This window comes from Streptomyces sp. Je 1-332 (assembly GCF_040730185.1).
Taxonomy (GTDB): Bacteria; Actinomycetota; Actinomycetes; order Streptomycetales; family Streptomycetaceae; genus Streptomyces.
In genome coordinates this window covers 916,448-942,135 of sequence record NZ_CP160402.1, presented here as the reverse complement: position 1 = coordinate 942,135, position 25,688 = coordinate 916,448, and the positions used below count along the sequence as shown (strand labels likewise).

Genomic DNA, 25,688 nt, shown 5'->3' with positions numbered 1-25,688 from the left:
TCACCTCTGCCCCGTTGTAGGTGAGCCACGCACAGTGGTGTCACCGACAGCGGGGCAGCGGTGGCTGCCCGGACCCCGCCGGCTGACCGCGCCCGCACCCCGCCCGCCAATCGTCAGCCCGCGGGCGGCAGTTCGCCCGACCCGCGCTTGATGAGACGCGTGGGGAGTTCGATGCGCTCCGGGGCGTCGGACGCGCCGTCCAGCTGCCGGAACAGGCGCTCGGCGGCCGTCCTGCCGAGCTGCGCGGCGTCCTGCGCGACGACGGTCACGCCCGGCTGCAGCAGATCCGCCAGCTCGATGTCGTCGAAGCCGACGAGAGCCACGGGGCGGGTCAGCCCGGCGAGCACCCGGACGACCGTCACCGTCACACGGTTGTTGCCCGCGAAGATCGCTGTGACGGGTGCGGAGCCGCCCAGCATCGTCCTGGTGGCCTGCTCGACGCGGTCCGGGGCGGTGGGGCCCAGGGACATCCACTCGTCCTCGACGGGGATGCCCGCGTCCTCCATGGCGGCGCGGTAGCCGCGCAGGCGCTCTATCGCGGTGTGGATGCGCGGCTGGTCACCGATGAACCCGATGCGGCGGTGACCGTGGGCGATGAGATGGGCGACGCCGTCGCGCGCGCCGCCGAAGCTGTCGGAGAGCACGACATCGGCGTCGATCTTCCCGGCGGGCCGGTCGACGAAGACGGTCGCGACACCGGCGGCGATCTCCGGCTCCAGATAGCGGTGGTCGTCACCGGCGGGAATGACGACGAGACCGTCGACCCGGCGCGCGCACAGCGCGAGCACCAACTCCTGCTCGCGGTCCGGGTCCTCGGCGCTCGACCCGTTGATGAGCAGCGCGCCGTGCGCGCGGGCCACTTCCTCCACGGCGCGGCTGAGGGGGCCGTAGAAGGGGTCGGCGAGGTCTTCGAGCACGAGTCCGATGCTGGCCGTGCGGCCCTTGCGCAGGACGCGCGCGCTGTCGTTGCGCCGGAAGCCGAGGGCGTCGATGGCCTCCTGCACGCGGCGCTCGGTGTCCGGGGTGACGCCCGGCTCGCCGTTCACGACCCGGGAGACCGTCTTGAGGCCGACTCCGGCGCGGGCGGCGACGTCCTTCATGGTCGGACGGTTGCCGTAGCGGGGCTCGGGTCGCTCGGGTCGGCTGGCGGTCTCGGCCACGGTGCGCTGTCCTGTCGTCGACGAAGGTGAGCTGAAAGTGGTGCGTAAGTGATGTGGCGTCGAGCATAGAACCTGGACAACGTTGTCAGATGCAAGAGAGACTGTCCATCACATTCTCCGGCCTGCCCTTTCACCAGGAGAGCGGCCTGTCCATCCACCAGGAGATCTGACACTGATGCACACGGACCTCGTCGCCGCACTCGACATCGGCGGCACCAAGATCGCCGGCGCCCTGGTGGACGGGCGCGGCCGGATCCTGCTGCGCGCCCAGCGGCCCACGCCCGCGCGCGAGGACGGCGACACCGTGATGCGGGCGGTCGAAGAGGTTCTCGGCGAGCTCACACGCTCCCCGCTGTGGGGCAGGGCGCGCGCGGTCGGCATCGGCAGCGCGGGCCCCGTGGACGCGTCGGCGGGGACGGTCAGCCCGGTGAACGTCCCCGGCTGGCGTGGCTACCCCCTGGTCGAGCGGGTGCGTGCGGCCACCGGCGGCCTCCCGGTCGAGCTGGTGGGGGACGGCGTCGCGATGACGGCGGCCGAGCACTGGCAGGGCGCCGCCCGAGGGCACGACAACGCGCTGTGCATGGTGGTGTCCACCGGCGTCGGGGGCGGACTGATCCTCGGCGGCAAGCTGCACCCGGGCCCCAGCGGGAACGCGGGCCACATCGGGCACATCAGCGTCGATCTGGACGGCGACCCCTGCCCGTGCGGGGCGCGCGGGTGCGTGGAGCGCATAGCCAGTGGGCCGAACATCGCCCGGCGTGCGCTGGAGGGCGGATGGCGTCCGGGGCCCGACGGTGACACGTCCGCCGCCGCGGTGGCACTCGCCGCACGGGCCGGGGACCCGGTCGCTGTCGCCTCCTTCGAGCGGGCGGCGCAGGCGCTGGCCGCGGGCATCGCCGCCACGGCGACGCTCGTCGAGATCGACATCGCCGTGATCGGCGGCGGGGTGGCCAAGGCGGGGGACGTGCTCTTCGACCCGCTGCGCCGGTCCCTCAGGGACTACGCCACGCTCTCGTTCGTACGTCATCTGACCGTGGGCCCAGCCTTGATGGGGACGGACGCCGGCCTCGTGGGCGCCGCGGCGGCCGCGCTCAGCCAGGAGGACAGGGCTGCGGACTTGCGTCCTGCTGTGGGGAGCTGACTGTCTCCGGGCCCGCGGGCGTGGCCGCAAGGTCCGCCTGCCGGCGACGCCCGCCGGTGATGCCTGGCATGCACGCTCGCCGCGTTGCCGGAATTCCGAGTAGCGCCGCTGCCGGGACGCTCCGGCGTCGTGCGATCGCACGCACCGGGCGCCACGGGGTCCGCGGGCCGGGCGCAGGGCGGGATTTTGCGAACCCGGCGGAGTTCGTTCTCCAAGCCGCGGGCCGGGCCGAAGTGCTTCGGCCCGGCCCGCGGTTGATGGCCTCGTCAGATCGGTGACTCAGCAGCTGAGGACCGGGTCAGCCCAGTCCGCGTGGTCGGAGTCCGTGCCGTCGCCGCCGTCCGTGACGACGAGGCGTACGACCTGGGCACCGCTCACGTCGGCCGAAAGCCCTTGTGCGGCATCGGCGTTGGTGACGACTCCGGAGGACGCGGCCTTCTTGCCGTCCGTCCAGATCTCGAAGGCGACCGTCCCCTTCGAGTCCTTCTCGTCGTCGACGCCCACCTGCGCGGTGAACTTCTCGCAGGACGCGCCGGTGTAGTACTCGACGGCGCTGTCGGCGTGCACCCCGAGCCCCTTGGCGTGGACGGCCCCGCCGATGGTGATCGGATGGCCGTCGCCCGCCCCGCTCTCGCCGTTGCTGGTGTCCTTCTCGACGGGCCCCCAGCCGTTGACCGTCGACATCCACGGCAGATCACTGACCGCCGAGTCGCCCGCGGGCGGCGCCACGACGACACGCGCCGTCAGCGGCAGGACGCTCTCGGCGCGGCTGCCCGCGGGGGAGCGGTAGGTGGACCTGAGCGTGAGGTCGTACGCTCCCGGGGCCGTGCCCTGCGGTGCTGTCACCGACCACGACGTACTCAGCGACTTGCCCGTGGTCAGGGAGTTCGCGGTCGAGGGCGACGTCGCCCTGATCTGCCAGTCGGAGGGTCCCGCGAAGGTGGTGGAAACCTTCCGCGCGGACGTACGGCCGAGGTTGGTGACCTTCGACGTCAGCTTCGCGGGCTCACCCGCCTCCACCAACGGGGCGCCGCCCAGGCCGAGTTCGACGGCGGGCGGATTCTTCGCCCACGCGCCGTCGGCCGAGACGCGCAGCAGGACGGTGCCGTGCGCGGGGACGGTCGCGGAGATCTTGCCCGCCGTGTTGTAGCTCTTGTGCTTCCACAGGTCCCGCAGCGTGTATCCGTCGGCGTCCGGGAGTCCGACAGCCTTCGCCGACGTGGCGATCGACTGGGCGGTGCCTGTCTCGTTGAACAGCGCCACCGCCCGGCTGCCGTCCTTCATCTCCTTGGCGACGACCCAGCGGCCGCCCTCCGACGACAGGACCTTGCCCTGCTTGCCCAGCGGGTCCTGGTCGACGGCGATGACTTCCTTGTTGCCGATGATCTCGAACGTCTCCGGTGTGGCCTTGCGCAGGTCGGAGCCGATGAGCAGCGGCGCGGCCATGATCGACCACATCGAGAAGTGCGTGCGGTACTCGGTGTCCGTCATGCCGCCGTTGCCGACCTCCAGCATGTCGGGGTCGTTCCAGCGGCCAGGGCCCGCCGACTCGGCGAGCGGCAGGTTCTGCTTCATGATCGAGAGCATCGAGGACCAGTTGTCGCTGATGTCGCCGGTGGTGCGCCACAGGTGCCCCACGTCGGCGGCCCACTCCCAGGGCTTGTTCTCGCCCCACTCGCAGATGCTGTAGACGATGGGACGGCCGGTGGCCTTCAACGCGTCACGCATCGCGATGTACCGCTTCTTGGCGTCGACGCCTTGGTTGTTGCAGTTGTCGTACTTGAGGTAGTCGACGCCCCAGTCGGCGAACTGCCGCGCGTCGCTGACCTCATGGCCGAGTGCCCCGGGGAACCCGATGTCGCTGCAGGTCTTGGTTCCGGCGCTGGTGTAGATGCCGAGCTTGAGTCCCTTGTCGTGCACGTAGTCGGCAACTGCCTTGATCCCGTTGGGGAATCGCTTGGGGTCGGGCACCAGCTTGCCGTTCGCGTCCCGTTCGGGCAGCGCCCAGCAGTCGTCGAGGTTGACGTACTGGTAGCCGGCCTCCTTGAGGCCCTTCTCGACGAAAATGTCCGCGATTCCCTTGACCATCGCCTCGTCGAAATCGGCCCGGCAATGGGTGGAGTTCCAGTTGTTGAATCCCATGGGCGGGGTGAGGGCGAGACCGTCGGGGAGCTTCGCCCCGGCGGTGGAGGGCCGTGCGGCCGCGCTCCGTTCGCCCGTGTCACTAGCGCCGCCCGCGCCGCTCGCGCCGTTCGCGCTGCCTGTGTCGCGTGCGGCGGCCGGGGCCGCGAGGCCTGCGGCACACAGCAGTGCGGCGGCCAGCGATCCGACGACTCTTCGACGTGTGGTCCGGGATGAGATGCGGGGTGAGAGGTGACGCATCGTTACATTCCTCCGTACTCGCAGAAGTTGGGGGCTGCATGTACGTGTCAAAGGTGCGCGCTTACGGTAGGCCGTGTTGGACTCTGTTGGAAGAGGAGCCGTAGCGGTTCGAGCACCCGGACGCCTGAACCCTGGACTGTGGGGGCTCCTGGGAGCGGGGATCGCAAGCCTCGCGTTCGGTTGTGTTCGTTTGCTTCGGAGGGCGACGCTGGGATCGAGAAAGGGGTGAGGGCGGCCGTCCGCATGATCCGGTCCGTGTCATGGGCCGGCGTTTCCCGCGCCGACCAGCCGGGTTGAGAGGGTCGCGGTATTGCCACCGACAACCCTCGGCAGACGGAGCGCTCCGCATGAAAGCCCCGAAGTACGCGCGTGACATTCCTGGCCTGTGCTGGGACGAGAGGCCCGGTGACGTCCTGCACTGCACCCTCGGTCAGGGCCATGCCGGCGACCACTTTCACGCCTACACCCGAACCAGGTGGCCCAACCGCGCCCGCGCTGCCCGGCCCGCGGCGAAGCCACGGTGAACGCGCCTTTCACACGGGGTGTGAAAGGAATGCATATATGCACCGCGCGAGCCCACTCCCGTCAACGGCTCCTGCGCGGCAGGCTGTCCATGCTGCCCGGACCCCGCAGCGCCCCCCCCGAGCCGCCCCCCGGCGGCAGTGGAGAGCCCGTCGCCCACCTGGCGCGGGCTCACCGCTGCCGGAGCGCTTCCTCCAGCGTGGCGACCGGCGCCAGCACCGGGGTCAGGCCCGTGAGGCGCAGGACGCGGAGCGTCAGGGGATGGGTGCAGACCACGGCGAGGCGGGCGCCTCGCGTCTTCGTGCGACGGTGTGCGCGGACCAGCAGGCTCAGGCCGGAGCAGTCGAAGAACGTGATGGGGGTCAGGTCGACGACCACCGTGGTCGCTGTGCCGGCGGTGACGGGGTCGAGGAGCGGGGCGATCCGCTGGTAGGCCAACAGGTCGACCTCGCCGTGCAGTTCGAAGACGACCGCGCCGTCGTGGCCGTACACCCGCGGTTGCTGCTCGGAGTCCTCGAAGGCGAATTCGTTCAGTGCATCGAGTTGCACGTTTCCCCCAGTGTCGGACATCGGCCGGATCCTCGCGTGAGCGGGACACATCGGAAGAGCCGGGTTCAGGAGGTCACCAGGGGCTGGGGCGCCTGGCGGATCACGCTAGCGGGGGAGGGCGCGCCCCGCAGTGAGGGAACGATTCATGCAGGGCGACTGCCACTCGATGGGATGAAGTGGAAGCGAATCCCTTGACACGTTGTGGCGCCTTTCCATCCAAGGAGTGGCCGCCTCATCAGGTCCTGGTTTCCGTGGCAGGGTGTTGCGGGCAAGCCACAGGGGGCCAACAGAAGAGGGGGAACCGTGATCGTCTGGATCAACGGCGCGTTCGGTGCGGGCAAGACCAGCGCCGCACGGGAACTGATCGAGCTGATCCCGAACAGCACACTCTTCGACCCCGAGGTCATCGGCGGCGGACTGCGCGACCTGCTGCCGCCCAAGCGCCTCGCCGAGGTGAGCGACTTCCAGGACCTGCCGCTGTGGCGGCGGCTCGTCGTGGACACGGCGGCGGCTCTGTTCGCCGAGGTCGGTGGCGTCCTCGTGGTGCCGATGACCCTGCTGCGGCAGGACTATCGCGACGAGATCTTCGGCGGGCTCGCCTCGCGCAGGATCGCCGTACGACACGTCGTCCTCGCCCCGGGGGAAACGATCCTGCGCGAACGAATATCGGGCCGTCCCGTCCCGGACCTGCCGGACGGCGAGACGCGCGTACGGCAGTGGTCGTTCGACCACATCGAGCCGTATCGCGCCGCGCTCGCGGGCTGGCTCGGCGCTGACGCCCACCGCATCGACACCGGCGCGCTCACCCCCGTCGAGACCGCCGAGCACATCGCCGAAGCCGTGCGCAGCGGGGCCGCGGCCGTCTGCGACATCGTGCAGACCCCCGAGCCCACCGCGGAGACACTCGCGGCCGGCGTGCTGCTCTTCGACGAGCGGGGCCGGGTGCTGCTCGTCGACCCGACGTACAAGGCGGGCTGGGAGTTCCCCGGCGGTGTCGTCGAGCCGGGCGAGGCGCCCGCGCGCGCGGGCATGCGCGAGGTGGCCGAGGAGACCGGCATCCAACTCACCGACGCCCCCCGGCTACTGGTCGCCGACTGGGAGCCGCCCAGACCGCCCGGATACGGAGGGATGCGGTTCCTCTTCGACGGCGGCAGCCTCGACGGCACACAGGCGCGGCAGATGCTGCTGCCCGGCCCCGAACTGCGCGACTGCCGCTTCGTCACCGAGGAGGAGGCGGCCCGTCTGCTGCCGTCCGTGCGCTACGAACGGCTCCGCTGGGCCCTGCGCGCCAGAGAGCGCGGGATTCCCCTGTACCTGGAGGCAGGCGTGCCGGTCGGCAGCCGGTGAGGGTCAGCGCGCGGCGTACTTCCGGAGGAACAGCGCCTCGGCCACCGAGAGCCGCTCCAGCTCCTGGGGCGACACGCTCTCGTCGACCGCGTGGATCTGCGCCTCGGGCTCGCTCAGGCCGATCAGCAGGATCTCCGCCCGGGGGTAGAGCGCCCCGAGGGTGTTGCACAGCGGGATCGAGCCGCCCTGGCCCGCGTACTGCATCTCCTCGCCCGGGTACGCCTCGCCCATCGCCTCCGCCATCGCCGTGTACGCCGGGCTCGTGGTGTCCGCGCGGAACGGCTGGCCCTGCCCGATCTGCTCGGTGGTCACCTGCGCGCCCCAGGGGGTGTGCGACTCCAGGTGCGCCTGGAGGAGCTTGGTGGCCTCGGCCGCGTCCACGCCCGGCGGTACCCGCAGGCTGATCAGCGCCCGCGCGGCCGCCTGTACGGACGGGGTCGCGCCGACCACCGGCGGGCAGTCGATGCCGATCACGGTGGCGGCGGGGCGGGACCAGATGCGGTCGGCGACCGTGCCCTTGCCGACCAGGCGGACGCCGTCGAGGACCTTGGCGTCCTTGCGGAAGACGTCCTCTTCGTACTGAAGCCCGTCCCACACCTCGTCGCCCGTGAGGCCGTCGACCGTCGTCGAGCCGTCCTCCGCGCGCAGCGAGTCGAGGACCCGCACCAGCGCCGCGAGCGCGTCCGGAGCCGCGCCGCCGAACTGCCCCGAGTGCAGATTGCCCTGAAGAGTGTCGATGCGAACGCGTACGAGGGTCATGCCGCGGAGCGTCGTGGTGACCGTCGGCAGGCCGACCCGGAAGTTGCCCGCGTCACCGATGACGATCGTGTCGGCCGCCAGGAGGTCGGGGTGCTGCTCGGCGTATCGCTCAAGGCCGCCCGTGCCCTGCTCCTCGGAACCCTCGGCGATCACCTTGACGGTCACCGGGACGCCGCCGTTCGCCTTCAGGGCGCGCAGCGCGAGCAGGTGCATCAGGATGCCGCCCTTGCAGTCGGCGCTGCCGCGCCCGTACCAGCGGCCATCGCGCTCCGTCAGCTCGAACGGCGGAGTGGTCCACGCCGCCTCGTCGAGCGGCGGCTGCACGTCGTAGTGCGCGTAGAGCAGCACGGTGGGAGCACCCTCGGGGCCCGGCAGCACGCCGTACACCGACTGCGTGCCGTCCGGGGTGTCGAGCAGGGCCACGTCCTGGAACCCCTCGGCGCGCAGCGCGTCCGCCACCCAGTTCGCGGCGGCCTCGCTCTCGCTCCTGGGGAACTGGTCGAAGTCCGCCACCGACTTGAAGGCCACCAGTTCGGTGAGCTCCGCCTTCGCCTTCGGCATGAGCGCGGCGACGGTCTCGGCGATCGGATTCGGCGACATGGGCACGCTCCTCGTAGGTGCGACGTTGTTACGTATGTGGGTGTGTGATCCTCCCACAGGAGGGTGCCCGAGGTGCCCGCCGTAGGATGCCTTGGAAAGCGCGGCCAACAGCTGGATCGGGAGCGGTAGACCAACGTGAGCAGCGAGAACTCAGCGGACGACGCGCAGTACGTGTGGGACGTCGTCGTGGTGGGAGCAGGGCCCGCGGGGGCGTCGGCGGCCTATGCGGCAGCCGTCGCGGGACGCAGCGTCCTCATCCTGGAGAAGGCCGAACTGCCCCGGTACAAGACATGTGGCGGCGGCATCATCGGCCCCTCCCGTGACGCGCTCCCGCCCGGGTTCGAACTGCCCTTCAGGGACCGGGTGCACGCGGTGACGTTCTCCCTGGACGGCAAGTTCACCCGCACCCGCCGCTCGAAGCAGATGCTCTTCGGGCTGATCAACCGCCCCGAGTTCGACCAGCAACTGGTCGAGCACGCGCAGAAGGCGGGAGCCGAGCTGCGCACCGGCGTCACCGTCGCGCGCGTGGAGCAGCACGGCTCGGCGGTGCCCGACCGCCGGACGGTCGCGGTGGTCCTGCAGGGCGGGGAGACGGTGCTCGCCCGTGCGGTCGTCGGGGCCGACGGCAGCGCGAGCCGCATAGGGGCACATGTCGGGGTGAAGCTCGACCAGGTGGACCTGGGCCTCGAGGCCGAGATCCCGGTGCCGCAGAGCGTCGCCGAGGACTGGGCGGGCCGGGTCCTCATCGACTGGGGCCCGATGCCGGGCAGTTACGGCTGGGTGTTCCCCAAGGGCGACACCCTCACCGTCGGTGTCATCTCCGCACGCGGCGAAGGCTCGGCCACCAAGCGGTACTTGGAGGACTTCATCGCCCGCCTCGGGCTCGCGGGCTTCGAGCCGAGCATCTCCTCCGGGCATCTGACGCGCTGCCGGAGCGACGACTCGCCGCTGTCGCGCGGCCGGGTCGTGGTGTGCGGCGACGCGGCGGGGCTCCTTGAGCCGTGGACCCGCGAGGGCATTTCCTTCGCGCTGCGCTCGGGGCGGCTCGCGGGGGAGTGGGCGGTGCGCATCGGTGAGGCGCACGACGCGGTCGACGCTCGCCGCCAGGCCTTGAACTACGCCTTCGCCATCAAGGCGGGACTCGGCGTCGAGATGAGCGTCGGGCGGCGCATGCTCACCGTCTTCGAGCGCCGTCCGGGCACGCTGCACGCGGCGATCACCGGGTTCAGGCCCGCGTGGAACGCGTTCGCGAGGATCACCCGTGGCTCGACGACGCTCGGCGAGCTCGTGCGCAACCACCCGCTCGCGGGCCGGGCGCTGAGCGCGATGGACCGATAGGCCGGGGGGCTCACCTCGCCATGCCGGGGCCCCACTTCGGCGTGCAGGGGCCTCACTTCGTCATGGTGACGCGGAAGACGGGGTGGTCGTCCGCGGCCGCCACGATCTCCGCATCCGTGGACTTCGCGGTGACGCCCTTGAAGTACTGGTTGACCTCCCAGCCCCACTTCTCCAGATAGCCGCGCAGCAGCGGCAGCTTCTCGGCGGCGGGGACCTCCTCGACCGTGAACGCGCGCACCTTGCGCCCCACGCGCAGCTCGCCGCCGCCCGCCACGCGCATGTTGCGCACCCACTGCGAGTGCCCACGGGCCGAGACCAGGTACTGGGCGCCTTCGTACGTGAACGGGTTGACCGGGATGCGCTGCATCTGTCCGCTCTTGCGCCCGCGCACGGAGAGCTCGGCCGAGCCGGCCAGGCTGATGCCGTGCCGCGCAAGCCAGCCGATCACGCTGTTGAGCCGCACGGCGAGCGGGCTGCCCTTGAGGTAGTAGGGGGTGGTGGGGGTGGGGGAGCCGGTGCCGCGGGAGGGGGACGTGGACATGGTGACGACCGCCTGAGTCTTGAGGACTTCCGAGAGCACTGCTCTCGCTTAAGAGCAGTGTGCACGAGATGGGTGCTCCATTTCAAGAGCAGTGCTCTCTAAAATGCGCAGTGCTCGCGTCCGCGAGCGCTGCTCTCGTTTTGGTGCATCGCTCCCGCTTCATGGCACACTGCCTGCATGAGCAGCGCCACCAGCGGGGCCAGGGCCCGCGCCCGAGTAGAAGTCACCGCCGCCATCAAGGACGAGGCGCGCAGGCAGCTGGCCGCCGACGGTGCCGCCAAGCTCTCCCTGCGCGCCGTGGCCCGGGAGCTCGGCATGGTCTCCTCCGCCCTCTACCGCTACTTCCCCAGCCGCGACGAACTCCTGACCGCGCTCATCATCGACGCCTACGACTCCCTCGGCGCCGCCGCCGAGGCCGCGCACGCCGAGGTCACGTCGGCCGAACCCGTGCGGCGCTGGACGGCCGTGTGCGAGGCCGTGCGGTCCTGGGCGCTCGCGCATCCGCATGAGTACGCCCTGATCTACGGCTCGCCCGTCCCCGGTTACAGCGCGCCCGCCTCCACGGTCGAAGCCGCCGCGCGCGTCGGGCGGCTGCTCATCGGCATCGTGCGCGACGCCCATCAGAGCCGCGGTGTCGCCGTGCGGCCGCTGCCGGGCGGGCTGCGTACCGAAGCCGAGCGGATGGCGGCCGATCTCGCGCCCGATCTGCCGCCGGCGGTGATCACGGCGCTGATCGCGGCGTGGGCCCAGCTGTTCGGACTCGTCGGCTTCGAGGTGTTCGGACAGTTCAACCGCGTCGTCGAGGACCGCCCGGGATTCTTCTCGTACGCGTCCGCTCAACTCGCGCACGGTGTGGGGCTGTTGGACCAGAAGCAGAGCTAGAGCTCCGCCCGACAGACGCGCGCCCTCAGGCCGCCGACACGGGAGGCGACGTTCGCGAGGCGAGGAGTTCCGGATCCTGGCGCAGCATCCGCTCGTGCAGGGACCGCAGCGCGGGGCCCGGATCCGCGCCCATGGCGTCCGCGATCCGGCGCCGTGCCTCCTCGAAGGCGAGCAGGGCATCCGATGAACGGCCGGTGCGGTACAGGGCGTTCATCAGGAGCTCCACCGTGCGTTCGCGCAGCGGGTGCGCGGCCACAAGTCGGATGAGTTCGTGGACGTACTCGAAGGAGCGGCCGAGTTCGATCTCCGCCGCGATCCTGGCCTCCACGACGGTGAGCCGTTTCTCGCGCCACCGGAGCCGTTCCGCCGCGAGGTACGGGGCGTTGAGTCCCTCCGCGAACTCGCCGCGCCACAACGCCTCGGCCCGGTCGACGCGTTCGCCCGCGTACCGCAACCGCCCGGCGCCCCGCGCGGCGAGCGCCTCGTCGATCAACCGCCGTCGCTCCCGCAGGTCGTCGGCCGTCGCGCCGGAGAGGCGGTAGCCGCTGCCGGTCCACGCAAGGACGGGGCCCGCCGCGTTCGCAGCCCCGGCCCCACCCGCGAAGGCCCTCCGCAGACCCGAGACGTACTTCTGCACCAAGTTGCGCACATGGGCGGGCGGTTCGTCACCCCACACCGCGTCGACCAGGCCCTCGTACGAGATCGGGCGCCCGTCCTGCAACAGCAGCACGGCGAGCACCGCCCGCTGCTTCGGCGGCCCCAGTGGCACCTCTTCGCCGCCGCGCACCGCCCGCAGCGGGCCCAGAAGTTCGAAGCGCATCCCGTCACCGGCCATACGCCGAGGGTAACCCGGCGGTCACCTTCCAGTGGATCTTCCAGCGGCTCTTCCAGCGGTGACCGCGACTGTGACGGCACCGGATCGATCCCGTACGGGGATCGCGGGAGAGAGGCAGACAGCGATGCTGACCCGGCTCGGTCGTATCGTGGTGCGGCGCAGCCGCGCCGTACTGATCGGCGTGGTACTGGCCTTCCTCGGCCTCGGCGCCTACGGAGCCGGCGCCCAGGCCGACCTCGACCTCGCGCGCTGGGACGCGCCGGGCACCGAGTCCGTGCGCGCGGCGGACATCCTCCGGCAGGAGTACGGCACGGGTAACCCGAACCTCGCGCTCCTCGTCACGGCCGGCGACGGGGACGTCGACTCACCGCGTACGGCGGCCGCGGCCCGCCAACTGGCCGCCGAGGTAAGGGACATCCCCGGCGTCACGGATGTCAGCGCGTACTGGGACGGCGGAAGCCGGGCGCTGCGCGCCTCCGACGGCGAACGCGCCCTGATCCTCGCCCGCCTGGAGGGCAATGCCACCGACACCCGCGAGCAGCTCGCCACCCTCTCGCCCCAACTCGCCCGCACCACACCCGAGGTGACGGTCTCCGTCGGCGGTCAGGAGGAGATCTCACGGCAGGTCGGCGAGCAGGCCCGCACCGACTTCCTGCGCGCCGAGATGTTCGCCCTGCCCGCCGTCGTGCTGCTGCTGATCCTCGTCTACCGGCGCACGGTGGCCGCCCTGCTCACCGTCGGCGTCGGGCTGCTCTCCGTCGTCGGCACGCTCGCCGGGCTCCGGGCGATCGCGCAGGTCACCGAGGTGTCGACGTTCGCCGCGAATCTCGCCCTCGTCCTCGGCCTCGGGCTCGGCGTCGACTACGGTCTCTTCGTCATCAACCGCTACCGCGAGGAACGGCACGCGGGGCACGCACAGCCGGAAGCCGTGGTCCGCGCGACCGCCGCCGCCGGACGTACCGTGATCTTCAGCGGGGTCACGGTGGCGGTCTCGCTCTGCGCGCTTCTGGTGTTCCCGTTCTTCTTCCTGAGCTCTTTCGCGTACGCGGGAGTCCTCGTCGTCGTCACCGCGGTGGCCGGAGCGCTTCTGCTGCTGCCCGCCGCGCTCGCCCGCTGGGGCCACCGCGTGGAGCGCCCGCGCCGCGCGGCGGCGAGCGGGTTCTGGCAGCGGGTCGCACGCGCCGCGATGCGCCGCCCGATCGCCGCGGGCGCTGCCGTGATCGGGGTCCTGCTGCTCGCCGCGTCACCGCTGCTCGGCCTGCGGTTCGGGCTGCCGGACGAGCGCACGTTGCCCGCCGGCACCTCGTCCCGTACCACCTCCGAGACCATCCACAAGGAGTTCCCCGCCGAGCCGACCGACACCGTCCAGGTCGTGCTCCGTCAGACGCCGAGCGCCGAGGACACAGGGCGGTACGCCGCCGAACTCTCCCGTATTCAGGGCGTGTTCCAGGTGGACGCCCCCACCGGCAGCTACGAGGACGGCCGCCGCACCGGGCCTTCCACGATCACCACCGGCCGAGACGGCACCCGTATCGCCGTCATCCCGACGCAGGCGGCGGTGTATGGCGACGTACCCGCCTTCGTCGACGCCGTCCGGGCCACCCCGGCCCCCGCGACCGCCCTGGTCGGCGGCTACCCGGCCGAGACCACCGACTTCCGCGCCACCCTCCTGGACCGCCTCCCGTACGCCGTCGGCCTGATCCTCGTCACCACCTTCGCCATCCTCTTCCTGATGACCGGCAGCCTCCTCCTGCCCGCCAAGGCGACCGTGCTCAATCTGCTGAGCCTGTCGGTGATGTTCGGATGCCTGGTGTGGGTCTTCCAGGAGGGCAACCTGTCGGGGCCGCTCGGTTTCACACCCACCGGGTCGATCGAGCCAAGCATCCCGGTGCTGATGTTCTGCGTCGCCTACGGCCTGTCGATGGACTACGAGGTGTTCATGCTGGCCCGGATCAAGGAGGAGTACGAGCGGGTCGGCGACACGGAAAAGGCGGTGGCCACCGGCATCGGGCAGAGCGCCCCGCTGATCACCGCGGCGGCCGGGATCCTCGCGCTGTCGTTCCTCACGTACGCGACCGGGGGCGTCGTTTTCCTCAAGGAACTCGGCGTCGGCACCGCCCTGACGATCCTCGTGGACGCCACGCTCATCCGCGTCATCCTGCTGCCCGTCGCCATGCGCCTCGCGGGCCATGCCAACTGGTGGGCGCCGGGCCCGCTGCGCAGGCTGCACCGGCGCCTCGGCCTGCACGAAGGCGCGGAGAGGGACGCGGAGAGGGACACGGAGAGCGGCAAGGCCCCCGACGTACTCCCGCGGGAGTACGCGTGATCGCCACGTCCGGCTGACGCCCGCCGCCCGCCGTGCGGTCTAGCGTGGCCGACATGGATGAGCAGCGCGAACACGGGCGCGGCCGTCCGTCCCTGCCCTGGGGCGGACCGGCGATGTGGCGGCAGGGGCCGCCCTGGTGGAACCGGCGCGGCGAGACAGGGGAGACCGGGGGTCTCGGCAGGCTCCCGTGGCTGACGACACTGGCGATCACCGTGTTCGTGCAGATCGGCTCGAAGTACGCCGCGGAGGGCCAGCTCGACCGGCAGTCGCTCGACGTCTACGCCCGGCTGCTCCTGCTCGCGGGCACGGCTTCGCTCCTGCTGCGCCACCGCCACCCGGTCCCGGTCGCGTACTTCACGGCGGGGACGGCGCTCGTCTACCTCGGCGCCGGGTACGCGTACGGCCCGGTCCTGATCACCGTCGCCGTCGGCTGCTTCGCCGCGGTCGTCTCGGGGCACCGGCGAGCCGCGTGGGGCGCCGTCGGGATGCTGTGGGCGGGGCATCTGCTGGTCGCGCACTGGCTCTACCGGTGGCTGCCGCCGGACGGTGACAACGCGAGGACCTGGGGCGAGGAAACCGTCGTCGCCGTCTGGGTCGTCGCCATCATCGCCGTGTCCGAACTGGCCCGCGTACGGCGTGAGCAGTGGATGAAGGAGCGTGCCGAGCGCGCGCGGGCCGCCGAGCGGCGGGCCGACGAGGAGCGGCTGCGCATGGCCCGCGAGCTGCACGACGTCCTCGCGCACAGCATCTCCGTGATCAACGTCCAGGCGGGCGTCGGCCTGGCGTTGCTCGACTCCGACCCCGAGCAGGCGCGCACCGCCCTGACCACCATCAAGACCGCGAGCAAGGAGGCGCTGGGGGAGGTCCGGCAGGTCCTGGACACCCTTCGCACCCCCGGTGACGCGCCGCGCGCCCCGGCTCCCGGGCTCGACCGGCTGCCCGAGCTCGTGGAACAGGCCGCCGCTACGGGGCTCACGGTCGACGTCGACACGGAAGGGACCGCGAGGAAGCCGGCACCCGGCGTCGACCTCGCCGCCTTCCGCATCATCCAGGAGGCCCTCACGAACGTCGTACGCCACTCGGGATCGCGGCACGCGCGCGTGCTCGTGCGGTACGAGGCCGCGGCGCTCACCCTCAGGGTGGACGACGACGGTCCCGCCACCGGCGCGGACGCGGGCGGCAGCGGCAACGGACTCGCGGGGATGCGGGAGCGCGCTGCCGCCCTGAATGGCACGATCGAGGCGGGCGCGCGCCCGGACGGGGGCTTCCGTGTCACCGCCGTACTGCCCACCCGCACGGCACCTCAGGAGGACCAGTGATCCGCGTACTGCTCGCCGACGACCAGTCGCTGGTCAGGGCCGGTTTCAAGGCGCTGCTCGACGCCCAGCGTGACATCGAGGTGGCCGGGGAGGCCGCGGACGGCGAGGAAGCGGTGCGCATGGTGCGTGAACTGCGCCCCGATGTCGTCCTGATGGACATCCGCATGCCGCTGCTCGACGGGCTCGCCGCGACCCGGAGGATCACCGCCGAGCCGGACCTGCACGAGGTCAAGGTGGTCATGCTGACCACGTTCGAGCTGGACGAGTACGTCTTCGAGGCGATCCGCTCCGGAGCCTCGGGCTTCCTCGTCAAGGACACCGAGCCCGAGGAACTGCTGCGTGCCGTCCGCGCGGTGGTCGACGGCGACGCGTTGCTCTCGCCCGGTGTGACGCGCCGCCTCATCGCCGAGTTCGCGGCCCGCTCCAAAGAGCCCGCGGGCGCCGAGCCGCTCGGTGAACTCACCGAGCGGGAGCGGGAGGTGATGGCGCTGGTCGGCATCGGTCTGTCGAACGAGGAGATCGCCCGCCGTCTGGTCGTCAGCCCGCTCACCGCGAAGACGCACGTCAGCAGGACCATGGTGAAACTCGGCGCCCGTGACCGCGCCCAACTGGTCGTCCTGGCCTACGAGTCGGGTCTGGTCCGACCCGGCTGGCTCGGCTGACGCGTCTCGCGCCGGTGGCGTACGAGGATCGTCACCAGGACCGCGACGAAGACCACGGCCCCCGCGATCAGGCCGGCCCGGACCAGGGCGCCCTCGCTGGGTGAGGTCACGCCGAAGAAGAACGCCGGTGATGCCACGGCCAGGCTCGTGAAGCCCGCGAAGGAGGTCGCGGCGAAGAGCGCGAAGCCGATCTCGACGGTGTTGGCATCGCGCTCGGCCTGCGTCCTTCGCCCCATCCTCCGAGTGTGCGGTGCGAGCTCCCGGCGGGCAAGTAACTGCACGCCGGGAGCAGCCCGTTGACTACAGGCGCGGTCAGTCGTTGACGGCCACCGGCTCCTTCTCCACGGCTGCGGGGGCCGACTTCGTGACGACGACCGTCTGCCGCGTACGCCTGGTCCTGGTCCGCACTCCGGTGAGGGTGATCAGCAGCCCCGCGACCGCGATCGCCGTGACCACGACCAGGCCGGGCCGGTAGCTGTCGAGCACGGCCTGCGGCGAGGCGTCGGCGCCGTGGGAGGCCGCGGTGATCACGGCCGTGACGACGGCGAGGAAGATCGCGCCGCCCACCTGGATCGAGGTGTTCAAAAGGCCCGACACCATGCCCTGCTCGTCGTCGTCCACGCCGTTGGTGGCCTGGATGTTGAGCGAGGGGAAGACAAGGGCGCACGCGAAGCCGAGCAGGATCATGGACGGCAGCACCATGGACGCGACGGCAGGGCGACGCCGACCATCGATACGTCGAGCGCGTCGAGGAACATCGCGGCGCAGAGCACGAGAAGAGTGCCCTACAGACGTGGGGACCAGCGCTCCGGGGACGCGGAGGCAGCTGTGAGCGGAGAAGTCATGCGGAGCACAGTACATGCACGTGCATTGAGTGCAAGTGCATTTAATGCCGGTGCAATAAAGGGCGCTTTCTCTGCTACCGTGCGATGTCATGGCGGTGAAGAAGGCCGAGCAAGGGCTCGCGGAGGCCGGGCAGGGGCTCGGGGCGGCAGAGCAAGAGCTCGTGGATCAATGGCGCGACATCCTCGCGGTGCATGCGCGCACCCTGTGCGAACTCGACTGCGCGCTGCGTGAGTTCGGCCTCGGGGCGAGCGACTTCGAGGTACTCGACGTGCTGTCCGAGGGGGCCGCGGCGGACGGCGACTGCGCCTACCGCGTGCAGGACATCGCGGGCCGGGTGCATCTGAGCCAGAGCGCTCTGTCCCGGCTCATCGGCCGCCTGGAGAAGGACGGCCTCGTGGAGCGCGCCATGTGCAGCGAGGACCGGCGTGGGGTGCGGGTCGTGCTCACCGACAAGGGGCGCGCACTACACGGGCAGGTGCGGCCGCTGCAGCGCGCGGTCCTCGAGCGGATGCTGGCGGAACCCACCTCCAAGTAGCCGGGGCTCTCGCTCACACCCCCGAGGTCTCGCTCCACAAGGCGCTCAGCGTGGTGTCACCGGTGACGTGCGGGATCGCTCCGCGGTTCCACAGCGCGAGGTAGAGGTGCTCAGCGGGTCCCGACAGCTCGCACTCGGCCGGGCCGCCGTCGCCCTCGCCCCGCACCGTGACGGGCGGTTCCTGCGACAGGTGCACGGTCCACAGGGCGTCCGCGCCCGCGTCGGTGGCCCGGACGCGCAAGATCCGCGGCTCCTGCGTACGCACCCTGCTGCGCGAGCGCGCGTGAAAGCCGCGGAGCAGCTCGTCGATCCCGTCCGCGGCGAACTCCGTACCGATCGGCGACGGTGCGCCCCCGCGTGCGGACTCGGCGTCCACGCGGTGGATCGTCGTCTCGTGCGCCTGCCGCCGTGCCCAGAATTCGAGCGGGGAGGGGGCGGGCAGAAACGCCCAGCACCGCACGTCGGGCGCGGCGGCACGCAGCGTGGCGACCAGACCGCCGTGCGCCTGCCGGTACCAGTCGACCAGCTCGGCACCGTCCAGATCGGGAGTATCGCCCAGGGGCAGCGGGTCCTCGTGGCCCTCGGCGACGTACGACGCGGCCCAGCGGTGCACCGCTCCCGTGTGCTTCAGCAGGTCCCGCACCGCCCAGTCCGGACAGGTGGCCACCTTGGCCTCCGGCCCGGCCGCTTCGGCGGCGCGGGCCAGCAACTTGCCTTCGGCGTCCAGAACTTCAAGGTGCTCGGAGATCTCCATGTGCGGGATTGTGCCGGATGGAGTGCGGGGGAGGGGGCGTGGGTGTCCCGTCGTCTGGCCTCTGACGCGAACTGGCCGCCGCCCACCTCGCCCACCTTGCCCGCCTGGACCGGGCCGTGGGTTGGCCCAACTGAGCTTCTAGCAGCAGCTGCCGGCTTCAGTGGCGGCCTGGGGTTGCGTAGTCGGAGTGGTGTCGGTGGCGGGCTTGGTTGCTCGGACGATGGCGGAGTGCATGCCGTCGGCAACGCTGTGGGTGGGGGCGATCTCGATATCGGTGAACCCGGCCGCTTCCAGGCCGTGGCGGTATTCGGCGAAGGAGAGAGCCCCCGCGATGCAGCCGACGTAGTCGCCGCGTTCTGCCCGCTGTTCCGGAGTGAGGGCGTCGTCGGAAACGACGTCGGAGATGCCGATCCGGCCGCCCGGGACCAGGACGCGGAAGGTCTCGGCGAAGACGGCGGGCTTGTCGGTGGAGAGGTTCACCACGCAGTTGGAGATGACGACGTCGATCGTGTCCGCGGGCAGCGGGATGGCTTCGATCGTGCCCTTGAGGAACTCGACGTTGGTGGCGCCTGCCTTCTTCTGGTTCGCGAGGGCGAGGGCGAGCATCTCCTCGGTCATGTCGAGCCCATAGGCCTTGCCGGTGGAGCCGACCCGGCGGGCGGAGAGGAGGACGTCGATGCCGCCGCCGGAGCCGAGGTCCAGGACGCGTTCGCCCCTGTTGAGGTCGGCGACGGCGGTTGGGTTGCCGCAGCCGAGGGAGGCGGCGACGGCCTCAGCGGGCAGCTCGTCGCGCTCGCCGGTCCCGTAGAGAGCTCCGCCGAAGTTCTCGTCGACCTCGATCGCGTCCGGGCCGCAACAGGCGCTTCCGCCTTCGGTGACCTGGACAGCGGCGGCGGCATAGCGCCGGCGGACGGTTTCGCGCAGGTCGGTGGGCTGCTCGGTCATGACCTTCACTCCTCGCTGGCGGGCTGATGCAGCCCCCGGAGCGGGCTGCATTGACGATTCTCAATGCAACCTTGCGCTCTGATTCGAAAAACGTCAACATAGAGGTATGTCGAAACAAGAGTTGGTCGTGCTCGGCCAGGACGGTGCCGAGGGTTGCTGTCCGACCCTGCTGAGTGCGCCCATGGGCGAGGAGAAGGCCGTCGAGCTGGCGAGGGTGTTCAAGGCACTGGGGGATCCGGTGCGGCTGCGGTTGTTGTCGATCATCGCCTCGCGGGAGGGCGGGGAGATCTGCGTCTGTGACCTCACCCCCGCCTTCGACTTGTCGCAGCCGACGATCTCCCATCACCTGAAGCTGCTGAAGCAGGCCGGGCTGATCGACTCCGAGCGCCGGGGGACATGGGTGTATTACCGGCTGCTGCCCGCGATGACCGACCACCTCTCGGCTGTCCTCGCCAACCCTCGGATTCAGCCCCTCGGGCCCCTGGAGACTCCGGTTGGGGATGCTTCGTGAGCGAGACGACAGCGGCACCGGCGGGGCCGGTCGCGGCCCGGCTTTCGTTCCTGGACCGGTTCCTCGCCGTGTGGATTCTGATCGCGATGGGCACCGGCCTGGGCCTTGGCCGTCTTGTTCCCGGGCTCGGGGACGCTCTGGCGAAGGTGACGGTCACCGGGGTCTCGCTGCCGATCGCGCTGGGCCTGCTGGTGATGATGTATCCGGTGCTGGCGAAGGTCCGCTATGACCGACTCGACTCCGTCACCCGCGACCGCCGTCTGCTGATCCCCTCTCTGATCCTGAACTGGGTTCTGGGCCCGGCTCTGATGTTCGCCCTGGCCTGGCTCTTCCTGCCGGACCTCCCCGAATACCGGACGGGCCTGATCATCGTGGGCCTCGCCCGGTGCATCGCGATGGTCATCATCTGGAACGACCTCGCTTGCGGCGACCGCGAGGCCGCGGCCGTCCTGGTCGCCCTCAACTCCGTGTTCCAGGTCCTCGCGTTCAGCCTGCTCGGCTGGTTCTATCTGTCCGTCCTGCCCGGCTGGCTGGGCCTGGGGACGACCGGGCTGAACGTGTCCGTCTGGGAGATCGCCCGCAGCGTGCTGATCTTCCTCGGCATCCCCCTGCTGGCCGGGTTCCTGACCCGAAAGCTGGGCGAGAAGGCCAGAGGCCGCACTTGGTACGAGGCGGAACTGATCCCCCGCATCGGGCCGTTCGCCCTCTATGGGCTGCTGTTCACGATCGTCGTGCTGTTCGCTCTGCAGGGCGAGGCGGTCACCTCGCAGCCGGTGGACGTGCTGCGGATCGCACTGCCGCTGTTGGTCTACTTCGCCGTCATGTGGGCCGGATCACTGGCCGTCGGCAAGGCGGTCGGGCTGGGATATCCCAAGGCCACCACGCTGGCGTTCACCGCCGCGGGCAACAACTTCGAGCTCGCCATCGCGGTCGCCATCGCCACGTTCGGCGCCTCGTCAGGGCAGGCCCTGGCCGGGGTCGTCGGCCCGCTCATCGAGGTGCCCGTCCTGATCGGCCTGGTCTACGTCGCCCTGGCAGCGCGCCGCTACTTTCCCAGCAACGAGTCCCAGCCGGCCCCTGTGGCCGTCACCGAGGAAGAGCCCTCCCATGCCTGAAGCCCTGCCCGTGAAGCCGTCGGTGCTGTTCGTGTGCGTCCATAACGCGGGCCGCTCCCAGATGGCCGCCGCCTTCCTCACCCACCTCTCCCAAGGGCGGGTCGAGGTCCGCTCGGCCGGGTCGGCCCCGGCCGACGCGGTGAATCCCGCGGTCGTCGAAGTGATGAAGGAGGCGGGCATCGACCTGTCCGCCGAGACCCCGAAGGTCCTCACCGTGGAAGCGGTGCAGGCCTCGGAGGTGGTGATCACCATGGGCTGTGGAGACGCTTGCCCCGTCTTCCCCGGCAAGCGGTATCTGGACTGGGAACTGACGGACCCGGCCGGGCAGGGCGTCGCGGCCGTCCGCCCGATCCGCGACGAGATCGAGAGCCGGGTTCGTGGGCTGCTGGCCGAGTTGCTGCCCCAGGACTGATGTCACCGCTACAGCCGCGGCGGGCGCCGTAGCGTGAATCCGCTACAGAGGGGCTTGCTTGTCGATGACGCGCAGCGTGTGAAGGACCCCTGCGGCCGAGAACCGCAGGGGTCCTGAGCGATTGTCGGCCCCGAGACCCGAGACCCGAGCCCCGATCACCGATCACCGAGACCCGAGACCCGAGACCCGAGCCCCGGGTCACGAAGGGGCCGTGGCTTGGTTCGCTGCGAGAGTACGGCTTTGCTTGCGGTCCCGTCAGTGGCGGGTCGTGTAGCCGATGAGGGCGGCGAGTGCTGCGAGTACGGCGACGCTGGTCAGGGCTATCGGCAGGGTGAACCAGTCGGCCATGAAGCCGATGGCGGGTGGGCCGAGGAGCATGCCGCCATAGCCGAGGGTGGAGGCGGTGGCGACGCCACTGGGGCCCGCGTGGGCGCCCGCGCGTTCGACGGCTACGGGGAAGATGTTGGCGAGGCCGAGGCCGGTGATGGCGAAGCCGATGAGGGCCAGCCAGACGGTGGGTGCGAGTGCGCCAAGGAGCATCCCCGCGGCCGCTGTGGCGCCGCCCGCGACCAGGATGGGGGTCTGGCCGAGGCGTTCGAGGAGGGTGGTTCCGCTGAGCCTGCCGATGGTCATGGCGAGGGCGAAGCAGGAGTAGCCGGCGGCGGCGATGCCGGGGTGGGCGGCCAGGTCCTGTTCGAGGTGGAGGGCGCCCCAGTCGGCGAGCGCTCCTTCGCCGAAGGCCGTGCAGAGTGCGATGAGGCCGAAGACGATCACCAGGCCGCGGGTACGGCTGTCCAGGCGGCGCGGGGTGCTGTCCTCGCTGCGGGTCTCGCTCGGCGCTGCCGGAGCTTCGAGACGCAGCATGGTGCGTCCCGCCAGGGCGGTGACGATCAGGCCGATCACGGTGAGGCCGAGCAGGTGGCGGGTGGGGGAGAGGGAACCCGCGATGAGCCCGCCGAGCCCGGCACCCACCATGCCGCCCAGGCTGAACGCGGCGTGGAAGCTGGGCATGATCGGGCGCCGCAGGGCGGCCACGAGGTCGACGGCCGCGCTGTTCATCGCCACGTTGATGCCGCCGTAAGCGGCGCCGAACACCAGAAGCACGAGCCCCAGCGACAGTGCCGAGTGCGTCAGCGGCGGCAGCGCGATGCTCAGCGGCATCAGGACCCCGCAGGCCACGGTCACCGGATGGCTGCCGAAGCGACGGCACAGCCGCCCGGTGAGGGTCATCGTGATGACGGCGCCCGCGGAGACCCCGAGCAGAGCGAGCCCGAGGTCGCTCGCCGACGCGCCGGTCTGTTCCTTGATGGCGGGGATGCGGACGACCCATCCGGCGAAGATGAAGCCGTCGAGCGCGAAGAAGACGGTGAGTGCGACACGGAGCCGGGCAAGGCCCGGGGGAGTGGCCCGCGACGCTGCGGACGTGGTTTTGTTTAGTAGCGGCACAAAGTCAGGGTAGAGGTGCGCCCCCGTGGCGTACAAGGCAGTTCTCGTGAGGCGGCGGTCACCGGCGGTCACGGGCGGTCACCGGCGGACGGAGGTGCTCGGATGACTCGATGAGGTGTGTGGTGTGGCGGCGGGCAGGCGTGAGTGGGAGTTCTCGTGAGGCGGCGGCGGTGGGCGAAGGGCGGTGGGCCGGAGGTGCACGCGCAGATGACGACTGAACGGCGAGGCGGCGTACGGATCATGGGAGACTCGCCCTCATGAACGGCAAGGCTGCCCCCCGCACCGAGGGGGATCTGTCCACGCGTACGCGCCTGGAGCGAGGGCGCGGCGCGCTCGGTCCCGCTCTTGAGCTCGTCCACACCGGGCGCGCCCCGACCCGTGCCGTGCTCACCGCCGAACTCGGCGTCACCCGGGCCACGGCGGGCGCCGTCGCCGCCGAGCTGGAGGCGCTCGGCCTGATCAGGATCGACGCGAGGCCGAGCGCGCCCGCGGGTTCCCAGGGGCGCCCCTCGCACGGCCTCTCCATCGCGGACGACGGCCCGGTGGCGCTGGCCGCACAGGTGCACTCCGATGGTTTCCGGGCCGCACTCGTCGGACTCGGCGGCCGGATCGTCGCCACCGCGCCCGGCTGCGAGACGATCGACGCCGACCCGGCGCAGGTCCTCGGCTCGGTCATCGACGCGGGAGCGCAACTGCTGCGGAAGACCGGCAGACGGTGCGTCGGCGCGGGCCTCGCGGTGCCGTCGGCCGTCGCGGAACCGGAGGGCACCGCGCTCAACCCGCTGCACCTGGCGTGGCCCGCGGGCTCACAGGTCCGCCAGATCTTCGCCGACTGCGTACGGGACGCGGGCATCGCCGGACCCGCGTTCGCCGCCAATGATGTCAACCTCGCCGCGCTCGCCGAGCACCGGCACGGCGCCGGGCGCGGCGCCCGCGATCTGCTGTGCGTGGCGACCGGGCACCGGGGGGTCGGCGGCGCGCTCGTCCTCGACGGGCGTCTGCACACGGGCAGTTCGGGCCTCGCGCTGGAGGTCGGTCACCTCACCGTCAATCCCGAGGGCCGGCCCTGCCACTGCGGCAGCCGAGGCTGCCTGGACGTCGAGACGGACCCGCTGGCCTTCCTCACCGCGGCGGGCCGCGAGCCGGGCCCCGAAGGGCTGTTGCTGCAGGCCCGCGAACTGCTCCGGGACGGGGGCGCCGACCCGGCGGTCCGTGCGGCGGCCGAGGAACTCATCGACCGCCTCGGCCTGGGGCTCGCCGGCCTGGTGAACATCCTCAACCCGGACCGCATCATCCTGGGCGGCCTGCACCGCGCGCTCCTCGAGGCCGACCCCGAGCGGCTGCGTGCCGTCGTCGCGGACCGGAGCCTGTGGGGACGCAGCGGCGGCGTACCGATCCTGGCCTGCACTCTGGACCACAACAGCCTGGTGGGAGCCGCCGAGTTGGCCTGGCAGCCAGTCCTCGACGACCCCCTCGGGGCGTTGGGTTAGACGCGGGCGGCCTCCTTCGACGAGGGGGTCTCCTTCGCGGAGGAGGCCTCGGGATCAACTCCCGTCACTGCCGGCGTGGTTCGGGTAGCGCGCAACCGCTTCAGGTCGGGCAGCAGTGTGACCAGGCCGAGTGCGGCGAGGGCGGCGCCGATCCAGAGCGGCGCCCGCAGGCCGAACGTATCGATGGCGGGGCCGCCCACGGACGTCGCGATGATGATGCCGAGGGTGATGAACGAGGAGTGGACGGTGTTCACCAGGGGCCGTGCGTTGCCCGTGCGCTGGACGCGGGTGACCAGGGCCGGGTTCATGGTGACCCCGACCAGGCCGATGCCCATCATCAACACCACGGCGGCCACGCTCAGTTGGGCGAAGAGGGCGAACCCGGCGAGGAACGCCAGGTTGAGCAGCAGCCCCGTGAGCAGGACGGGCACGGTGCGCTTGTCGGCGAGCCGGCCGACGAGGGTGTTGCCGATGACGGTGGCCGCCCCGTACGCGATGAGCAGCAGCGGGACGGTGCCCGTGGAGAAACCGGTGACCTCGGTGAGTATCGGGTTGAGGTAGCTGAAGGCGGAGAACGTGGCGCCGATGACGAAGGTGCTGGTGGTGAGAGTGAGCCAGAGCCTGGGGTTCCGGAAGGCGCCCAGCTCCTGGCGCAGATCACCCCCGCCGTCGTCGGCGCGTTCCGTGCGGGGCACCCCGGCGAGGGTGGCGAGCGCGGCGACCACGGTCAGGCCGGTGATGGCCCAGAACGCGGCGCGCCAGCCCAGGTGTTCACCGATGACGGTGGAGAGCGGAAGGCCGAGGAGAGTGCCCAGCATCAGCCCGTTGAGGGCCACCGCGATGGCCCTGCCCCGGACTTCGGGGCTGGTGAGCTGCGCGCACATGGAGATGGATACGCCGAAGAAGGCCTGCGACGCGACGCCGGTGATGATGCGGGCCACCAGCATGGTGCGGTAATCCGGGGCCAGGGCGGCGAGTACGTTGCCCGCAAGGAATATCCCGAACAGGACCAGCAGGGCAGACTTCTGACGCATCTTCAACAACGCGATCGTGAGGATGGGCCCGCCGAAGGCCATCGCTGCGGCGAACGCGGTGATCAGGTAACCGATCTCCGGAATCGTGGCGTCGAGTCCGTCGGCCATCTGCGGCATCAGACCGGCGACCACGAACTCACTGGTCACCATGGCGAAGATGCCGAGGGCCAGCAGATAGACGGCGCGGGGCATGGGGGCTCCAGTCGATGGGTTGTGTACGGGTGGGTTATGTACTGA

23 protein-coding genes and 1 pseudogene are annotated in these 25,688 nt (G+C 71.1%); 12 read left to right on the top strand and 12 right to left on the bottom strand.

What is annotated here, in order from left to right; translation table 11 throughout:
* Window positions 1–113: 113 nt before the first annotated feature.
* Complete coding sequence (locus ABXJ52_RS04375) at window positions 114–1,100, bottom strand: LacI family DNA-binding transcriptional regulator (RefSeq protein ID WP_367048800.1); 987 nt, start codon at window positions 1,098–1,100, stop codon at window positions 114–116.
* Window positions 1,101–1,335: 235 nt separating this feature from the next.
* Between ABXJ52_RS04375 and ABXJ52_RS04370 the strand changes: the two genes are divergently transcribed.
* Complete coding sequence (locus tag ABXJ52_RS04370; protein WP_367039317.1) at window positions 1,336–2,301, top strand: ROK family protein; 966 nt, start codon at window positions 1,336–1,338, stop codon at window positions 2,299–2,301.
* Window positions 2,302–2,580: 279 nt separating this feature from the next.
* On the opposite strand, the gene ABXJ52_RS04365 is transcribed toward ABXJ52_RS04370, so the two are convergent.
* On the bottom strand, window positions 2,581–4,683 hold the full coding sequence (locus tag ABXJ52_RS04365) for an NPCBM/NEW2 domain-containing protein (RefSeq protein ID WP_367039316.1): 2,103 nt from the start codon (window positions 4,681–4,683) through the stop codon (window positions 2,581–2,583).
* A 693-nt stretch (window positions 4,684–5,376) separates the two neighbouring features.
* Window positions 5,377–5,775 carry an anti-sigma factor antagonist gene (locus ABXJ52_RS04360; RefSeq protein WP_367039314.1) on the bottom strand — a complete coding sequence of 133 codons (399 nt, stop codon included), beginning with the start codon at window positions 5,773–5,775 and terminating at the stop codon, window positions 5,377–5,379.
* A gap of 282 nt (window positions 5,776–6,057) precedes the next feature.
* Between ABXJ52_RS04360 and ABXJ52_RS04355 the strand changes: the two genes are divergently transcribed.
* Window positions 6,058–7,101 (top strand): NUDIX domain-containing protein, encoded by a 1,044-nt coding sequence (locus ABXJ52_RS04355; RefSeq protein WP_367039312.1) that lies wholly within the window; start codon window positions 6,058–6,060, stop codon window positions 7,099–7,101.
* Window positions 7,102–7,104: 3 nt separating this feature from the next.
* Here ABXJ52_RS04355 and ABXJ52_RS04350 read toward each other — a convergent pair whose 3' ends face one another.
* Window positions 7,105–8,460 carry a dipeptidase gene (locus ABXJ52_RS04350; protein WP_367039310.1) on the bottom strand — a complete coding sequence of 452 codons (1,356 nt, stop codon included), beginning with the start codon at window positions 8,458–8,460 and terminating at the stop codon, window positions 7,105–7,107.
* A 135-nt stretch (window positions 8,461–8,595) separates the two neighbouring features.
* Between ABXJ52_RS04350 and ABXJ52_RS04345 the strand changes: the two genes are divergently transcribed.
* Window positions 8,596–9,798 carry a geranylgeranyl reductase family protein gene (locus ABXJ52_RS04345; RefSeq protein ID WP_367039308.1) on the top strand — a complete coding sequence of 401 codons (1,203 nt, stop codon included), beginning with the start codon at window positions 8,596–8,598 and terminating at the stop codon, window positions 9,796–9,798.
* 52 nt (window positions 9,799–9,850) lie between these two features.
* On the opposite strand, the gene ABXJ52_RS04340 is transcribed toward ABXJ52_RS04345, so the two are convergent.
* A complete protein-coding gene (locus tag ABXJ52_RS04340) occupies window positions 9,851–10,339 on the bottom strand; it encodes a nitroreductase family deazaflavin-dependent oxidoreductase (protein WP_367039306.1) in 489 nt (162 codons plus the stop codon).
* A 177-nt stretch (window positions 10,340–10,516) separates the two neighbouring features.
* Between ABXJ52_RS04340 and ABXJ52_RS04335 the strand changes: the two genes are divergently transcribed.
* Window positions 10,517–11,221 (top strand): TetR/AcrR family transcriptional regulator, encoded by a 705-nt coding sequence (locus ABXJ52_RS04335; protein ID WP_367039304.1) that lies wholly within the window; start codon window positions 10,517–10,519, stop codon window positions 11,219–11,221.
* Between the two features lie 25 nt (window positions 11,222–11,246).
* On the opposite strand, the gene ABXJ52_RS04330 is transcribed toward ABXJ52_RS04335, so the two are convergent.
* Window positions 11,247–12,056 (bottom strand): BTAD domain-containing putative transcriptional regulator, encoded by an 810-nt coding sequence (locus tag ABXJ52_RS04330; protein WP_367039303.1) that lies wholly within the window; start codon window positions 12,054–12,056, stop codon window positions 11,247–11,249.
* Between the two features lie 124 nt (window positions 12,057–12,180).
* On the opposite strand from ABXJ52_RS04330, the gene ABXJ52_RS04325 reads away from it, so the two are divergent.
* The 3 genes from ABXJ52_RS04325 to ABXJ52_RS04315 all read left to right on the top strand — a co-directional run bounded on the left by ABXJ52_RS04325 (window position 12,181) and on the right by ABXJ52_RS04315 (window position 16,363).
* The gene (locus ABXJ52_RS04325) at window positions 12,181–14,382 is read left to right on the top strand and encodes an MMPL family transporter (protein ID WP_367039301.1); all 2,202 of its coding nucleotides are present in this window, start codon (window positions 12,181–12,183) and stop codon (window positions 14,380–14,382) included.
* Window positions 14,383–14,495: 113 nt separating this feature from the next.
* Complete coding sequence (locus ABXJ52_RS04320; RefSeq protein WP_367048799.1) at window positions 14,496–15,701, top strand: sensor histidine kinase; 1,206 nt, start codon at window positions 14,496–14,498, stop codon at window positions 15,699–15,701.
* Entirely contained in the window at window positions 15,698–16,363 is a 666-nt protein-coding gene (locus ABXJ52_RS04315) for a response regulator transcription factor (RefSeq protein ID WP_367039299.1), read from the top strand. Before ABXJ52_RS04320 ends, ABXJ52_RS04315 begins: the two co-directional genes overlap by 4 nt.
* Here ABXJ52_RS04315 and ABXJ52_RS04310 read toward each other — a convergent pair.
* A complete protein-coding gene (locus ABXJ52_RS04310) occupies window positions 16,324–16,599 on the bottom strand; it encodes a DUF6332 family protein (protein ID WP_367039298.1) in 276 nt (91 codons plus the stop codon). The two genes, ABXJ52_RS04315 and ABXJ52_RS04310, sit on opposite strands and share 40 nt — an antisense overlap.
* A gap of 76 nt (window positions 16,600–16,675) precedes the next feature.
* Window positions 16,676–17,071: pseudogene (locus ABXJ52_RS04305) on the bottom strand (MFS transporter); the annotation flags it as partial.
* Window positions 17,072–17,297: 226 nt separating this feature from the next.
* Here ABXJ52_RS04305 and ABXJ52_RS04300 point away from each other — a divergent pair.
* A complete protein-coding gene (locus ABXJ52_RS04300; RefSeq protein WP_367039296.1) occupies window positions 17,298–17,744 on the top strand; it encodes a MarR family transcriptional regulator in 447 nt (148 codons plus the stop codon).
* Between the two features lie 13 nt (window positions 17,745–17,757).
* Here ABXJ52_RS04300 and ABXJ52_RS04295 read toward each other — a convergent pair whose 3' ends face one another.
* Together ABXJ52_RS04295 and arsM are read right to left on the bottom strand one after the other, a co-directional pair.
* Window positions 17,758–18,498, bottom strand: a complete 741-nt coding sequence (locus ABXJ52_RS04295; protein ID WP_367039295.1) for a maleylpyruvate isomerase family mycothiol-dependent enzyme — start codon at window positions 18,496–18,498, stop codon at window positions 17,758–17,760.
* A 138-nt stretch (window positions 18,499–18,636) separates the two neighbouring features.
* Window positions 18,637–19,443, bottom strand: a complete 807-nt coding sequence (gene arsM / locus ABXJ52_RS04290) for an arsenite methyltransferase (RefSeq protein ID WP_367039294.1) — start codon at window positions 19,441–19,443, stop codon at window positions 18,637–18,639.
* A gap of 106 nt (window positions 19,444–19,549) precedes the next feature.
* On the opposite strand from arsM, the gene ABXJ52_RS04285 reads away from it, so the two are divergent.
* The 3 genes from ABXJ52_RS04285 to ABXJ52_RS04275 are packed head-to-tail and all read left to right on the top strand — an operon-like array spanning window position 19,550 to window position 21,481.
* Entirely contained in the window at window positions 19,550–19,954 is a 405-nt protein-coding gene (locus ABXJ52_RS04285; RefSeq protein WP_367039292.1) for a metalloregulator ArsR/SmtB family transcription factor, read from the top strand.
* Entirely contained in the window at window positions 19,951–21,069 is a 1,119-nt protein-coding gene (arsB, locus tag ABXJ52_RS04280; RefSeq protein ID WP_367039290.1) for an ACR3 family arsenite efflux transporter, read from the top strand. The genes ABXJ52_RS04285 and arsB overlap by 4 nt, the downstream gene beginning before the upstream one ends.
* A complete protein-coding gene (locus ABXJ52_RS04275; RefSeq protein WP_367039288.1) occupies window positions 21,062–21,481 on the top strand; it encodes an arsenate reductase ArsC in 420 nt (139 codons plus the stop codon). Before arsB ends, ABXJ52_RS04275 begins: the two co-directional genes overlap by 8 nt.
* Before the next feature lie 255 nt (window positions 21,482–21,736).
* Here ABXJ52_RS04275 and ABXJ52_RS04270 read toward each other — a convergent pair whose 3' ends face one another.
* Window positions 21,737–22,927 (bottom strand): MFS transporter, encoded by a 1,191-nt coding sequence (locus ABXJ52_RS04270; RefSeq protein ID WP_367039287.1) that lies wholly within the window; start codon window positions 22,925–22,927, stop codon window positions 21,737–21,739.
* A gap of 257 nt (window positions 22,928–23,184) precedes the next feature.
* On the opposite strand from ABXJ52_RS04270, the gene ABXJ52_RS04265 reads away from it, so the two are divergent.
* Window positions 23,185–24,417 (top strand): ROK family protein, encoded by a 1,233-nt coding sequence (locus ABXJ52_RS04265; protein WP_367039286.1) that lies wholly within the window; start codon window positions 23,185–23,187, stop codon window positions 24,415–24,417.
* On the opposite strand, the gene ABXJ52_RS04260 is transcribed toward ABXJ52_RS04265, so the two are convergent.
* A complete protein-coding gene (locus tag ABXJ52_RS04260) occupies window positions 24,414–25,643 on the bottom strand; it encodes an MFS transporter (protein WP_367039284.1) in 1,230 nt (409 codons plus the stop codon). The two genes, ABXJ52_RS04265 and ABXJ52_RS04260, sit on opposite strands and share 4 nt — an antisense overlap.
* Between the last annotated feature and the right edge of the window lie 45 nt (window positions 25,644–25,688).